Here is a 13,587-nt window from a genome sequence, read left to right on the forward strand (position 1 = left end):
TTACTTGATGAAAGTACTCGAAAAAAATAGGCTATAATTTACCTAAGATAGATTTATGCTAAATGAGGCAGGAATCTTTTGATAAACGTTACCCCGATGTCTTTTAAGTCATCCAGTGAGTCTAATCTGCTTGACGCATCGTTTAACCCATAAGGCTTGATTCATTATGCCAGATACTTTGCAGCAAGAAATTCGTAAGTTTAATCAAGATGTAATGAAACATGAGTTAGAGTGTATTATTTTCATACGTAAAGAATTGAGCCAATTTTTACAGCGTCTTGAATTGGACTCTAATGATCTTGCCTATCAAAAAATTTTTGAAAGAATTGATGATAATTTAAAGGCTTTGTTAAATACGAATAACCAGGAAACCTTTGAGCTTGCTCGAAAGCGATTTACTAAACTACTTAACGAGCTTAATAACCTAAGGCCTGAACCAATTGAGTCCACTTCCTTCAAAAATGAAAACTCAATTGAAAAAGTATCCGATTATTTAAACGAGTTATCTGAAACACGAGCTTCTTATTTAAATAAAGCCAATGATAAAAAGAAACTCTTTTTAGATGCTGGCTGGATGGGTGCAGGGGTAGGTTTGATTGTTGTTGCATCCATATTAGCCATTGCTTTTCCCTGGCTTCTAATTCCAGGGATTGTGTTAGGGGGAATCGTCTTAGGTTATGGTACCTTTGATTTTAGCAAAACAGCTTCTGAGCTTTATATGGAAACTGAGTATCCAAAGTTAGGCGAACGAACAATAGGTAAAGACACGCCATCACTTGAGCTTGAACGAGACATGGAGGGTTTCTCTTTTTCATCATTGATTACCGAACATCAACATCAAGAAGAAAAAAAGCATCAAGAAAAGCGGTTTTATTCTAGATTAGTAACTGGATTATCGTTTACAGGTTTTCTTCTTGCATTTGCCAGTTTAGCGGTTGTTTTAATTCCGGCTTTAGCAATACCGGTGGTTGGTGTTGTTCTTTTAGCGGCCGCTTCCATCGTGACTGCAATTGCTGCTGTGACCACGCTAGGGCTCGCCCACAACAAAGAAAAACAAGCCCTTAAAGAATCTAAACTCATGCTTGAGAAAGAGACTCATATTGATGAAATGCAAATTTTAGAAGTCGGGCAGTCACTTATTCCTGCGGATAATGCTGCAATATTGCTTAAGAAACAATCTGAAGAACATTTTACAGAGGGGGGACCTTCTATTAGAAATGTGGAGTCTAGTTCTTTTTTATCTGATTTATCCGAGGTAAGTAACCCAACTGATGAGGTAGAATCAGAGTCGGAAGGGGAAACGGATTCCGATGTAGAAACGGTCATAACCGAAGAAGAGATATCAGATAGAGGCGAAGAAGAATCGGATGACGAAGATGGCGATACTTCCAAAGCGTCCTTAAGAGGATAAATTTGCGCCAGTTATGAATTCTTGTTAAAAAGAATTAATTATCCTTTTTATTACGGGCTCTATGGATCGCAGGGAAAAGCAAAGTGTCGTTGCTGGGTTATATGGAAATGCCCTAGAATGGTATGATTTCTTATTATATGCTAGTTTCGCGCCTCTTTTTGCCAAATTATTTTTTACCTCTGATAACCCATTTATATCCTTAATAGCTACATTCAGTGTGTTTGCGATTGGTTTTTTAATGCGACCGATTGGTGGCGCATTGCTAGGTCACTTAGCTGATGCGGCAGGTCGGCGTAAGGCACTGATCGTATCCGTCACGACGATGACGATTTCCACTATGCTTATTGCGTTTTTGCCAGACTATAGAAGTGCAGGTATCTTATCTCCAATTTTGTTTACTTTATTACGACTCGTCCAAGGCCTTGCTGTGGGAGGTGAGTTGCCTGGATCAGCTACGTATCTTATTGAACATATGTTTTCTAATCGACGGGGATTTGCTGGCAGCTTGGTATTGAGTACGGCATTTTTAGGAATTTTTTTAGGCTCAATGACCTCGTCGTTGTTGAGTTCTATCTTTACGGTGCAGTACTTGCAGCAATGGGGATGGCGCTATGCCTATTTAGCTGGGGGCATTCTCGGAATCTACGGGATTATTTTGCGCTTAAGATGCCAAGAGTCACCTTCCTTTTTAGCGAATAAGCCGCAATTACATGAACCACCACTCAAAAGTATTTTTAAACGACATAAGAAACCTTTGCTCTTGGCTATTTTGTTTACGAGCATTATGGCCTTAAGTAATTATATCTTAATTGCTTACGTCACTACTTTTCTGGTGCAAGCTAAAGCCTTCATATTTCATGAAGCGCTTTTTATTAATTTTTTTGCACTTCTGATGTTAACTCTTTTAATTCCAATGATGGGTTTATTGTCTGATTTTATAGGAAGAAAACCCATATTCATATTCGGCTTGTTTGGGCTATTGATAGCAATTTTTCCTATATTCTTCTTGTTAATCAAAGGAACCTGGAGCTCAGTATTGATTGCTGAGCTCTTATTAAGTTTCTTCCTCGCTCCAATTAATGCCACGGTACCCACAATCATTGCAGAAATGTTTCCAACGTACGTTCGTGCAAGCGGAAGTTCCATTGGTTATAACATTGGACAAGCACTCTTTGGGGGGACTTTGCCCTTGGTCGCTCTAAGCTTAACAAAACTAACTGGAAGTCTTTATGCGCCAGCGTTCTACGTTTTAATTTGGGCAATAATGGTTATTATAGGCTCTTTCTTTTTACAAGAAACTTATCAAAAAGCACTGAGTTAATGACTGGGATTTCGAAATCAGAAAAATCCTAATTATGTTGATATCAAACTGGCTTATTTTAAAAGGTCCCGCATAACAGATTCGTTTTTTGGGGCTAACTCACGTTAACTAACCATCTACGGAATCAACAATAACCCGAGTACCCTTTACGCCGTATCCTGGCAAATCAATGAATTCTTCATTTAACCATCTTGCATCCTCAATGAACATGCGAACGCAACCATGACTGGCTCGGTAACCCGGTACCGTGTCGCTGCCATGAAGTGCAAATCCTCTAAAAAAATGCATACAGTAGGGCATTTCTGCACCGCCATCTTCGCCATTGGCTCGACGAGGGAATGCCGTTGAAACACAGTCAATATCTTGTTTTCGGATGATTCGAAACGAGCCAGAAGGGGTTTTACAATAATTATCTCGTTGAGAACACTTGCCTGATCCGGATGATAATGGCCCCCACCAAACTAATTCACCGGTTTCATCATAAGCGCCCCACGCTAATTTATTTTGACTAACATAAATGGCTTTTTCTCCATTCGTTTCGATATATCGAGGGAATGGCGAGACATCATAAATCGTTAGTCGCTCGATGTTTTTAGGAATGGCAATCGTCATTCCTGGTCGAAGACGAATATTCATTCGATTAATCCTTCGAATGATATCGCGCTCCTCCATATTGGGGAAAAGAGTTTCCCAACTCTCACCTTGTTTTACTTTAACACAGAAATAATCTGGTTCATTGCATAATGTCTCACCATACCTTCCTTTAGCAAACGTGTATTGGCTTGTAACTAAAAATGCAATGAATATGCATAAGTTGATAAACGTTTTCATGACGACCTCAACACGTTGTTAACAGTAATATCTCTATGAAGGTTAACGGCGTATTTAAAAAAAACTTAATAACCGGTTATAATGGATTGCATCAACTTAATTCGGATTAATTATGAGCTGGCTAAAGAAACTGTTGCCTTCTAGAATCAGAACGGAAACCTCACAAAAAAAAGGGGTACCAGAGGGGCTATGGGTTAAATGTAAGGGGTGCAATGAAGTATTGTATCGCACCGAGTTGGTCAAGAATCTGAGCGTATGTCCTAAATGTGACCATCATCATCGATTGTCGGCGCGAGAGCGATTGGAGCAATTTTTTGATGAATCCAGCCTGGTTGAAATTGCTCCCAACCTTGAACCAGTTGATCGCTTAAAATTTCGTGATTCAAAAAAGTATAAAGAGCGCATCACTCAAGCTCAGAAAACTACCGGTGAAAAGGAAGCTTTAATTGCTGTGAAAGGTACCTTGATGAGCCGACCTTTAGTTGCCAGTGCCTTTGAGTTTGATTTTATGGGTGGCTCAATGGGGGCTACAGTTGGAGATAAATTTGTAAAAGCACTGAGTGAGGCTTCTGACACAAAATGCGCGTACGTTTGTTTTACCGCAAGCGGTGGCGCCAGAATGCAAGAGGGTTTATTTTCATTGATGCAAATGGCTAAAACTTCTGCTGCGTTAGCCAAATATGCTGAGACAGGATTGCCTTTTATTGTGGTGCTCACCGATCCGACCATGGGCGGTGTATCAGCCAGTTTTGCAAGCTTAGGTGATGTCATCCTTGCTGAACCTAAGGCCTTAATTGGTTTTGCTGGTCCTCGTGTAATTGAGCAAACGGTTCGACAAACGTTGCCGGAGGGATTTCAGCGAAGTGAATTTTTACTGGAGCACGGTCATATTGATATGATTGTTGAGCGAAAAGCATTGCGTAACACCATTGCAGAACTGGTTGCTAAGCTGACTAAATAATGGGCTATAGTGGATAATTCAATCGCTTCCAACAATCCGTCTTCGTTACAGGAATGGTTATTCTTGCTGGAAAATCGTCACCAGCAAGAAATGCAGCTTGGACTCGATCGTATTCGTCGCGTGGCCGATATTATGGGGCTTGAAACGACTAAAGCTCGCATTATTACAGTGGCAGGCACAAATGGAAAAGGCTCGACAATTGCTAGTCTTGAAGCCATCTATCATGCTGCGGGATATAAAGTAGGCAGTTATACCTCCCCACACCTCATCCATTTCAACGAACGTATCCGTCTAAATTTAAACCCCGTTTCTGACGCTATGCTTTGTGAGGCATTTCAACTTATTGAAGAAAAGCGAGGATGTACTCATCTTACGTATTTTGAGATGAGCACATTAGCTGCTCTTTGGTGTTTTAAAGCGTATGAAGCCGAAGTTATTTTACTTGAAGTTGGAATCGGCGGAAGGTTGGATGCAACGAATATTATTGATTCAGATTTAGCCATTATCACAACCGTGGACTTAGATCATCAAGCGATTCTTGGCGATACGAAAGAGGCAATTGGCCATGAAAAAGCGGGCATTATAAGATCCCATAAACCGGTTCTTTATGCTGACACGCATCCTCCAAGAAGTGTGCTACGTTATGCTGAAACGTTCAATTCCCCTATGTATGAATTTAAGAAAGCCTATGACTATGAATTAAGTCTTGATAGCTTCCAAATTCATTTTAAAAATGAAGTGCTTTTTCTTCCCAAACCACCAGTCAATTTAAAATGTGCAGCCGCAGCCGTTATCGCTGCCATTCTTTTAAATCATTTTTTGCCTGTTTCAAAAGAGGCCTTTGAGAAGGCAATGCGCTCAATTAAAGTCCTTGGCAGATTAACAGTTATTCCTAAAAATCCTGTAATTATTCTCGATGTTGCCCATAACCCCCAGGCAGCGCAGCTTTTGGCAAAGTTTATTAATCGTTATCAACCTAAGCAATGTGTTCACGCTGTGTTTGCAGCATTGAAAGATAAGGATCTTTGCGGTTTAATAAAATCTGTCGCACAGGAAGTGGATTTTTGGTATCCCGCTCTTTTGGATTCAAAAAGAGCAGCCAGTAGGGATGATATGGCTTTTGCTTTTAAAAAAACGCTTGCAACAACAACGGTATGTTATGAAACCCCTGTTGATGCCTATTATGCAGCACTTAACCATGCAAAGCCTGAGGATTTAATTGTAGTATTTGGTTCGTTTTTGACAGTAGGAGCTGTTTTCTCCATCTTAAATGCTAATCGATATGAGTCAGAAGCGAAATTACCCTGTAATCAGGAGAATAGGTCATGAAATTTACCTTGGATGAAAGTCGTAAGCATCGGTTGATTGGAGTCGTTGTGATCCTGTCGGTAGTCGCGCTTTTTTTGCCAGCGATGATGAAAAAGTCTAATGAAGGTTTAAACTCGACAGTCAATGTTGCTGTTCGCTTACCACCAAAGCCTAACCAGCCGTCTGTCTCAAAGCCAGATAGAGAACAAATGTTTCAAACGATTAAAGTAGCAAAGGTTGATTTATCCGAGGCGATTGATCCTGAACCTGCACCCACTCAACTTGTTAAAGCCGAACCAATTAAACATTCTGTTACAGCAAAGAGCGAAGAGCCCGTTCAGATCCAAACGAAGCCGGCAGCTCATATTGTAAAAGCATCACCAAATCATCCTTTACTCGCTCACAAAGAACCAATAAAGCATAAAGAGATAGCACCTAAATCAAAGGCACAAGAACTTGCAAATCAACTGCAAACCAACAAAAAACCTTCAGAAGTTTATGCGGTACAAATTGCTTCCTTTGCTGTTGAAAGCAACGCCAAGACGTTGGTTCAACAATTGCGACACAAAGGATACAAGGCAACGTATAGTCGCTCTACAACGAATAAGCGAGAGTTATACAAAGTAATTGTTGGTCAAGTAGAAAAAAGGGAAGAAGCCAAGGAGTTGCAACAAAAACTTGTTGAAACGATTCATTTAAATGGATTTGTGATTAAAACAGGAGTGAGTTAATTATGGCATGGCATTGGCTAGATTATCTTATTTTTGCTGTAATTGGGCTATCTGTCATTACCGGGTTATTTCGTGGTTTTGTAAAAGAGCTTATTGCATTAATTGTGTGGGTTTTAGCCGTTTGGCTCGCTTATCATTATTCCAATTTGCTCGATCCATTTTTACGCCCGTATGTACAAGATAAAAATATTCGTTTAGTAATTGCTTTTGTTGCTGTATTGCTTTCGACTTTAATTGCTGGCGGATTAGTCAATGCGATTTTAAGTTTTATTTTAACGCGATCAGGCTTAAGTGGGACCGATCGATTATTAGGCATGGGATTTGGTTTTGTTCGAGGGATTTTTATTGTATCCTTGATTATGCTTATTGTAAAAATTACTGAAGTTCCACATCAAGAATACAGTGATCAATCTCGTTTATACGCAAAATTCGATCCGGTTGTAAACTGGATGGCATTTTATGTACCTGAATTCATTTCAGAAGTTAAAAAACATGAGCAACGAATGAATCCCGATACTCAAGAGTTAGGTAGAGAAGCCATTGCACTTGATAAAATCAAACATTTTAGCGATCCACATGAGTCTACTGGTCCACTTAAATCCAGCTGATGTTAGTGCCGAGTTGTAATTCTTAAATTGTATTTAATCTAAACCGATGGATCCTAGCTCCTAGGAAATTATCTTAATGGAACTTAGTGTACATTCTTTATCCTACCCCAAACACCTCTGGGGACATTATTATCATTTAAGTACGTTACCAGGGTTTGCTTTGTTGCAAAGTACCGACCAAATCCGTGGCCGTTACGATATTGTGACTGCATTTCCACATGATGAGCTGACGATTAAACGAAATGGTACTAATCCTTCAGAGTTATGGAATGATTTACATCGTATGCTCAGATGTAAATCATCTTCCTATGATTTCCCATTTCAAGGTGGTGCGATTGGATATTTTGCTTATGATTTTGCCGAATGTTTAATAGGTTTAAATGGGAAACGTCACCTCGAGAGTGAATTACCTCTTGTGGATTTAAAGTTTTATGACTGGGCGATAATTGTCGATCATCACAAGAAAAGAGTGGATTTGATTGCAGCTCATCAACATCCCGATACGAAAATAAGGATATCGGATATCATAAAGCGATGGAATACTCCTCTAAAACCTAAGAAAAAAATTCAACTTTCAGAGGCATTTGCTTCACCAATCAACCAAGAAGAATATTTCAATGCCTTTCAAGCGATTCATGACGCGTTAAAATGGGGCAGAGCTTATCAAGTGAATTATGCAATTCCTTTTCTCACAGAATTTTATGATGATCCCTGGTTAATATATGAAAAAGTTTCAATCCAGAATAGAGTTCCTTACGCGGCGTTTATACGTTATTCTAATTTTGACTTGTTGAGCTTTTCCCCGGAACGGTGTTTGTTAGTGAATCAGTATAAATTATTGACTTCACCTATAAAAGGTTCTGCGCCTCGTTCGGATGATTTGGTGCAGGATAAGCGCTATCAGTTTGAATTGACGCAAAGTGAAAAGAATCGCGCTGAAAACATCATGATAGTTGATCTATTACGTAATGATTTGGGAAAAGTTGCAACACCTGGCACGGTTAAAGTTAAAACACTTTGCGAACTTCAAAGTTATTCTCAAGTTCATCACTTAGTGAGTCATATTGAAGCGAAACTTAAGCATGAATTGCATCCAATAGATGCATTTAATGCCTGTTTCCCAGGTGGCTCAATTACTGGGGCACCAAAACTTGAAGCAATGCGCATTATTCACGAACATGAGCCTTATACCAGAGGTATTTACTGTGGAAACATTGGGTACTTATCCAATCATGGACGGTATGACATAAATATTGCCATTCGCACGGTGATTTCGCAGCAAAATAAACTGTATTTAAGGGCTGGCGGAGGGATTGTGATGGACTCTAATGCTCACGAAGAATACGATGAATGCTATACTAAAATTAAAGCAATTTTAAATGCCTTAACGACTTAGTAAAGCTATGACAAGAGAGTCTGCAGTTATTCTGCTTCATGAACTTAAAACGGATTCGTTGATTTTAACCAAACGTAACGAATCATTGCGAAATCATCCCGGGGAGTTTTGTTTTCCAGGAGGAATGAGGGATCTTAAGGATCAAGACTTATGGTCAACCGCACTGCGAGAGGTTCACGAAGAGCTTGGCATTGATTCTTCAAGAATAGCATGTGTTAAAGCCCTCAAGCCAGAATACACGTTACTTGGTAAGATTATTTATCCATGGCTTGCAACGATTTCAGCCCTCCAACCCTATGTAATGAATAAACATGAAGTTTCTGATGTCATATCCTTGCCTATGAAAGAGGTTTCTTGTAGAAATAATTACAAAGAATTATGCATTGAAAAAGCGAACAAGAAAATCATTACTTGTCAGTATACAGCCTATCCCCACTTAGTTTGGGGAGCGACTGCTAGGATTATGCAACAATTGTGTCTTGATAAAAAAGAATAGCCTTCTCTTCATCTAACCTTAATTGACAGCCAATTTACTGATCGCTTTGACAAAGCTATTCTTACCATCATAAGAAATTTGGTAATTAATCCCATAGTCATTTAGAACTAGAATGCTTATATTGTGCCCATGTTATTTAAGCGCGCGTCGTAGTATTTTACCGACATTTGTCTTAGGTAACTCATCATAGAACTCGATTACCTTGGGCACTTTATAAGCGGTCAAATGTTCTCGAGAATGCGCGATAATTGCTTCTTCCGTTAAATTGGGGTCTTTTTTGACAATGCAGGCTTTAACGCGTTCGCCCGATTCGTCCACCTTGATGCCTATTACTCCAGCTTCGAGCACACCAGGGTGCATCGTTAACACTTGTTCTACTTCATTGGGATAGACATTAAACCCTGAAACTAAAATCATGTCTTTTTTGCGATCCACAAGATAAACGTGGCCTTTTTCATCAATACGTGCGATATCCCCCGTGCGCAAAAAGCCATCAGGCCAAAAAACGAGATCGGTTTCATCTTGTCTTTGCCAATAGCCTGACATTACTTGTGGGCCTTTAACGCAAAGTTCTCCTTTTTCATGCATGGGGAGCTCTTTACCTTTATCATCACGGATTGATATTTCTGTTGAGGGAAGTGGAAGCCCTATGCTGCCATTATATTCTTTAATATACATTGGATTAATGGTTACTGCAGGGCTTGTCTCAGTTAAACCGTATGCTTCGAGAATATCCGATTTTGTTTTTTCTCGCCATTTAATAGAAACACTTTTTTGTAGCGCCATGCCACCCGCTAAGGCAAGTTTCAGTTTCGAAAAATCAATGGTTTCAAAATCCGGATGATTCAATAAAGCATTAAATAATGTATTCACACCGGTTATAGCGGTAAACCCCGAGCCTTTGATTTCTTTTATGAAATGCGATAAATCTCTTGGGTTTGTAATGAGAATATTTTTCGCCCCCATATTTAAAAAAGTTAAGCAATTCGCGGTTAATGAAAAGATATGATAAAGAGGAAGGGCAGTTACAATAATTTCATGCTCATCTAACTCTAAAGGAGAAATCCAAGCCGTCGCTTGTAGAACGTTTGCGATCATATTCCCATGTGAAAGCATTGCACCTTTAGCAACACCTGTTGTTCCACCTGTATACTGTAAAAAGGCGATATCCTCATGGCTGCACTCAACTTCTTGAAAAGGCTTAGATTTTCCTTTTTCGAGCGCTTGATTAAACGAAATAGCATTGGGGATGTTATAGTCGGGGACCATTTTCTTGATGTATTTCACCACCGCATTTACAACCAAGCGTTTAAAGCCAGGAAATAAATCTCCGATTTGAGTTATTATAACTTGCTTTAAGTTTGGTATATTCGGTAAAGATTTTTCAACGGTATGGGCAAAATTGGCCAGTACTACAACCGCTTCAGCGCCTGAGTCATTCATTTGATGCGTTAGCTCATCACTGGTATATAAGGGGTTCGTGTTTACGACAATAAATCCCGCTCTTAAGATTCCAAATAATGCAATCGGGTATTGCAGTAAGTTTGGCATCATAATGGCGACTCTGGCCCCTTTCTTAAGGCCTAATTGTTGAAGGTATGATGCGAATTGTTGGCTTAGCGTATCCATTTTTTCATAAGTTAAGCCCGTGTTCATATTCACGTAAGCTATTTTATCTTTGTATTTACTGCAGGAATGTTTAAATAAATCAACTATAGATTGATATTCCTCAATGTTTATTTCATGAGGGACGCCTTCCTGATAACTCTCTAACCAAATTTTATCCACGGTATTGGCCTTCTGTTATTTATTCCTGCATGATAGTATAAACAAAAAAGATGGCGTTGGATATTGCGACTATGAACGATAATGCATTGAAAACACAAGCGTTTAAATTAAAGGGAAGATTGTATACTTTAACGGTATTAAGTCTTTTAAGTTGTGAAACGGAATTATTTGCTGAACAACTTTCTGAAGTCGTGGCAAAAGCTCCCAATCTATTCAAGCATACCCCCGTTATTTTAGATTGCTCACAACTAAACGATATGAATTTAGATTTAAATGCGATCTGTCAATGTGCTCGTGAGAACGGATTAGTTCCGGTCGCTGTTCAAGGTGGAGATCCAATGCTTGAGACCATCGCTCAATTACAAGGATTAGCCGTCATGAATGCGTCATCGAGTCATGATAAGCCGATTATGAATGAGCCGGTTTCTTCAAAATCAAATAAAGCTCCTCAAATTGTGAATAAAATGATTACCGTTCCTGTACGTTCCGGGCAGCAAATGGTTTGTAAAGGCGATTTGGTGATTACCGCGGCAGTCAGTAATGGTGCAGAGTTATTAGCGGATGGTAATATTCATGTCTACGGTGCATTAAGAGGAAGAGCATTAGCGGGGATCAATGGCAATAAAAATGCCCGTATTTTCTGCCAGTCACTGGAAGCTGAGTTGGTATCCATTGCAGGATTTTATCGTTTAAGTGATGCTATAAAACCCATCGCTGGTCCTTGTCAAATATATCTTCAGGACGATCAAATTCAAATCGAGCCAGTATGATAGATGCTGTATTCATTTCCGACCTGCACTTAAATCCAGAGCAACCTGACATTACGGAGCGATTTTTTCGGTTTATCGATTGGGCTTCTCACCATACATCCCGATTATTCATTCTGGGTGATTTTTTTCATGCCTGGCCAGGAGATGATGCTTTAGATGGCTGGAGTGAATCAATTGCTCATCGTTTAGCCTGGTTAACAAGACAGGGGGTTCAAATTTCCTACCTCAGAGGGAACCGTGATTTTTTAATAGGACAACAGTTTGCTAAACTCGCTAACATTACGATTCTAACAGATCCTCACGTACTGAAATTGAATCAAGAATTGATTTTATTGACTCATGGGGATCAATATTGTCTGAGAGATGTTGCTCATCAGTGGCTACGCCGTCTAACTAGAAATCGCATCTTTTTTACTCTTTTTCAAGTTATGCCTTTGAAGTTTCGAGAAAAAATCGTATTGGGTGTTCGACAACATAGTCAGCAATCTAACAAATCGGATTATGAATTAGAGATTGTTCCTGAAGCGATGATTCGTGAAATGGACCGTAATAAAGTCGAAATTGTAATTCATGGCCATATTCATAAGCCTGAAATCAAATATCATGAGGCAAAACAAACCACTTACAAGCAGATTGTTTTAAGCGATTGGGATGACATCCCGCATCTATTGTGTTATGATAAGTCAAATGGTTTTTATTTTGATCGGTTCTAGGGGGCGTTATGGGGAATGTACCATTACCAGAAAACATGACTGAGTCACAAGAGCAAATAGCGAAAAAGCAGCAGGCCGAATTGGAAGCACTTTTTAAAGCTTTAGATAAAAAGATGCAAGCAAAATATCAAGAATCTCAAACTCGGACAAAAGAACGTAAAGCCGACTTAGATATTAATGAAGAAGAAGTCAATAAGCTCTGGGATGAAGTGCACGAACACACTAAAAGGTTAATTGAGCGAGGGATGCAAGGGTTCGATAGCTGGACTGCGGTGATGAGCCAGATCCTAGTGTCTTGCAGAAAACTCAATGAAGCTATTGCTTCACTTAAGTTAACTCAGAAAGGATGGGCATCTTTCAAAAGTTGGTGTGACGAGAGGAAACATTTAAAAAATCTCCAAACCGTACACCGTCATAAAGGTGAGCTAGGAGAACTTAGAAAATTAGCTGATAACCATGGTGTACAACCTGAGCCCGATTCTGAACAGCCCGAAGAGGAACAATCAACGAGCCCTAAACCCTAACGTGAGTGCGCGTCTCGGTACGATTAGCTCTTTAAAAACGAAAACTATAGTTCAGATTCAGATTGGAATTCCACTATGAAAGCGAAAGGTTGTGTCATATGATGCAATCGTTTCGTTTTCAATATCCAAAAAGAGTTTAACTCGCGTAGTAATATCGTTTTCGTACAAGGTAGCTAGTCTTAGATACTCTTCAAAATGACGTGCTTCAGATTTAGCCAAAGATAAATAAAATCTAGAGAGAGCTGAATCAGTAATAGCTGCCGCAAGCAGTTGGAAGCGTTCACAAGAACGGGCCTCAATAATTGCTCCAATAATTAACTGATCGCTTAATCTCGCATGGCCTGCATTTTTGGTTACTGCTTGATGCAATTTGGTTGCATAAGAAGAAGGTTTTAAAGGACCGAATTTAATATTTTTCTTTTTTAGCAACTGAATCACTTTTTCAAAATGCAACAATTCTTCTCGTGCCAAAGGTGACATCACACGAACTAACTCGGCTTTCTCCGGGTACTTACTCATAAAATTAATAGCCGTTACGGCAGCCTTTCGCTCACAATGAGCGTGATCAACTAATAGCAACGGCAGTTCAATCACTGCACGATCTAGCCACTCTTTTGGTGTAGGTAGCCCTAAAAAATGAGAAAGTGTTTGAAAATCATTAGTTTCTGTGGCAAACATAGATAAGCTATACTTTATAAAAAATACTATTATAACCTTCACTAATACATT

General features: G+C 39.4%; 14 protein-coding genes. 11 read left to right on the plus strand and 3 right to left on the minus strand.

All coding sequences use genetic code 11. The features are described from left to right. Window positions 1-166 precede the first annotated feature (166 nt). Window positions 167-1,411 (plus strand): M48 family metalloprotease, encoded by a 1,245-nt coding sequence (locus E1O41_RS00565; protein ID WP_131775362.1) that lies wholly within the window; start codon window positions 167-169, stop codon window positions 1,409-1,411. A gap of 61 nt (window positions 1,412-1,472) precedes the next feature. Further along, window positions 1,473-2,732, plus strand: a complete 1,260-nt coding sequence (locus E1O41_RS00570; RefSeq protein ID WP_131775363.1) for an MFS transporter — start codon at window positions 1,473-1,475, stop codon at window positions 2,730-2,732. 108 nt (window positions 2,733-2,840) lie between these two features. Here the strand turns inward: E1O41_RS00570 and E1O41_RS00575 are convergent, their stop codons facing one another. Further along, the gene (locus tag E1O41_RS00575; protein ID WP_131775364.1) at window positions 2,841-3,563 is read right to left on the minus strand and encodes a L,D-transpeptidase; all 723 of its coding nucleotides are present in this window, start codon (window positions 3,561-3,563) and stop codon (window positions 2,841-2,843) included. A 112-nt stretch (window positions 3,564-3,675) separates the two neighbouring features. Between E1O41_RS00575 and accD the strand changes: the two genes are divergently transcribed. From accD to E1O41_RS00605, 6 genes are all read left to right on the plus strand, one after another. Continuing rightward, entirely contained in the window at window positions 3,676-4,524 is an 849-nt protein-coding gene (accD, locus tag E1O41_RS00580; RefSeq protein WP_131775365.1) for an acetyl-CoA carboxylase, carboxyltransferase subunit beta, read from the plus strand. Between the two features lie 9 nt (window positions 4,525-4,533). Next, window positions 4,534-5,853, plus strand: a complete 1,320-nt coding sequence (folC, locus tag E1O41_RS00585; RefSeq protein WP_229669287.1) for a bifunctional tetrahydrofolate synthase/dihydrofolate synthase — start codon at window positions 4,534-4,536, stop codon at window positions 5,851-5,853. After that, window positions 5,850-6,563, plus strand: a complete 714-nt coding sequence (locus E1O41_RS00590; protein WP_131775366.1) for an SPOR domain-containing protein — start codon at window positions 5,850-5,852, stop codon at window positions 6,561-6,563. The genes folC and E1O41_RS00590 overlap by 4 nt, the downstream gene beginning before the upstream one ends. Window positions 6,564-6,565: 2 nt before the next feature. Next, window positions 6,566-7,171: a CvpA family protein gene (locus E1O41_RS00595; RefSeq protein ID WP_131775367.1), complete on the plus strand. Its 606-nt coding sequence runs from the start codon at window positions 6,566-6,568 to the stop codon at window positions 7,169-7,171. A 76-nt stretch (window positions 7,172-7,247) separates the two neighbouring features. Further along, on the plus strand, window positions 7,248-8,567 hold the full coding sequence (gene pabB / locus E1O41_RS00600; protein WP_131775368.1) for an aminodeoxychorismate synthase component I: 1,320 nt from the start codon (window positions 7,248-7,250) through the stop codon (window positions 8,565-8,567). 7 nt (window positions 8,568-8,574) lie between these two features. After that, window positions 8,575-9,063, plus strand: coding sequence for an NUDIX hydrolase (locus tag E1O41_RS00605; protein WP_131775369.1), 489 nt, complete (start codon window positions 8,575-8,577; stop codon window positions 9,061-9,063). 132 nt (window positions 9,064-9,195) lie between these two features. On the opposite strand, the gene E1O41_RS00610 is transcribed toward E1O41_RS00605, so the two are convergent. Then, a complete protein-coding gene (locus E1O41_RS00610) occupies window positions 9,196-10,851 on the minus strand; it encodes an AMP-binding protein (protein ID WP_131775370.1) in 1,656 nt (551 codons plus the stop codon). A gap of 71 nt (window positions 10,852-10,922) precedes the next feature. Between E1O41_RS00610 and minC the strand changes: the two genes are divergently transcribed. Genes minC through E1O41_RS00625 form a run of 3 tightly spaced genes read left to right on the plus strand, consistent with a single transcriptional unit; the run spans window position 10,923 to window position 12,858 of the window. Next, on the plus strand, window positions 10,923-11,621 hold the full coding sequence (minC, locus tag E1O41_RS00615; RefSeq protein WP_131775371.1) for a septum site-determining protein MinC: 699 nt from the start codon (window positions 10,923-10,925) through the stop codon (window positions 11,619-11,621). Next, the gene (locus tag E1O41_RS00620) at window positions 11,618-12,334 is read left to right on the plus strand and encodes a UDP-2,3-diacylglucosamine diphosphatase (RefSeq protein WP_131775372.1); all 717 of its coding nucleotides are present in this window, start codon (window positions 11,618-11,620) and stop codon (window positions 12,332-12,334) included. Before minC ends, E1O41_RS00620 begins: the two co-directional genes overlap by 4 nt. An 8-nt stretch (window positions 12,335-12,342) precedes the next feature. Next, the gene (locus tag E1O41_RS00625) at window positions 12,343-12,858 is read left to right on the plus strand and encodes a hypothetical protein (RefSeq protein ID WP_131775373.1); all 516 of its coding nucleotides are present in this window, start codon (window positions 12,343-12,345) and stop codon (window positions 12,856-12,858) included. A 57-nt stretch (window positions 12,859-12,915) separates the two neighbouring features. Here E1O41_RS00625 and E1O41_RS00630 read toward each other — a convergent pair whose 3' ends face one another. Next, a complete protein-coding gene (locus E1O41_RS00630) occupies window positions 12,916-13,536 on the minus strand; it encodes a MiaE family protein (protein ID WP_131775374.1) in 621 nt (206 codons plus the stop codon). Between the last annotated feature and the right edge of the window lie 51 nt (window positions 13,537-13,587).

Origin of the sequence: Legionella impletisoli (assembly GCF_900639875.1) — a bacterium.
GTDB lineage: Bacteria > Pseudomonadota > Gammaproteobacteria > Legionellales > Legionellaceae > Legionella_A > Legionella_A impletisoli.

What these genes read in the sequence shown, in the direction of transcription:
- accD (WP_131775365.1), top strand. Translation starts at nt 3,676, where the DNA reads ATGAGCTGGCTAAAGAAACTGTTGCCTTCTAGAATCAGAACGGAAACC.
- E1O41_RS00570 (WP_131775363.1), top strand. Translation starts at nt 1,473, where the DNA reads ATGGATCGCAGGGAAAAGCAAAGTGTCGTTGCTGGGTTATATGGAAAT.
- E1O41_RS00630 (WP_131775374.1), bottom strand. Translation starts at nt 13,536, where the DNA reads ATGTTTGCCACAGAAACTAATGATTTTCAAACACTTTCTCATTTTTTA.
- E1O41_RS00605 (WP_131775369.1), top strand. Translation starts at nt 8,575, where the DNA reads ATGACAAGAGAGTCTGCAGTTATTCTGCTTCATGAACTTAAAACGGAT.
- E1O41_RS00590 (WP_131775366.1), top strand. Translation starts at nt 5,850, where the DNA reads ATGAAATTTACCTTGGATGAAAGTCGTAAGCATCGGTTGATTGGAGTC.
- E1O41_RS00595 (WP_131775367.1), top strand. Translation starts at nt 6,566, where the DNA reads ATGGCATGGCATTGGCTAGATTATCTTATTTTTGCTGTAATTGGGCTA.
- E1O41_RS00625 (WP_131775373.1), top strand. Translation starts at nt 12,343, where the DNA reads ATGGGGAATGTACCATTACCAGAAAACATGACTGAGTCACAAGAGCAA.
- E1O41_RS00620 (WP_131775372.1), top strand. Translation starts at nt 11,618, where the DNA reads ATGATAGATGCTGTATTCATTTCCGACCTGCACTTAAATCCAGAGCAA.
- E1O41_RS00565 (WP_131775362.1), top strand. Translation starts at nt 167, where the DNA reads ATGCCAGATACTTTGCAGCAAGAAATTCGTAAGTTTAATCAAGATGTA.
- E1O41_RS00575 (WP_131775364.1), bottom strand. Translation starts at nt 3,563, where the DNA reads ATGAAAACGTTTATCAACTTATGCATATTCATTGCATTTTTAGTTACA.
- minC (WP_131775371.1), top strand. Translation starts at nt 10,923, where the DNA reads ATGAACGATAATGCATTGAAAACACAAGCGTTTAAATTAAAGGGAAGA.
- pabB (WP_131775368.1), top strand. Translation starts at nt 7,248, where the DNA reads ATGGAACTTAGTGTACATTCTTTATCCTACCCCAAACACCTCTGGGGA.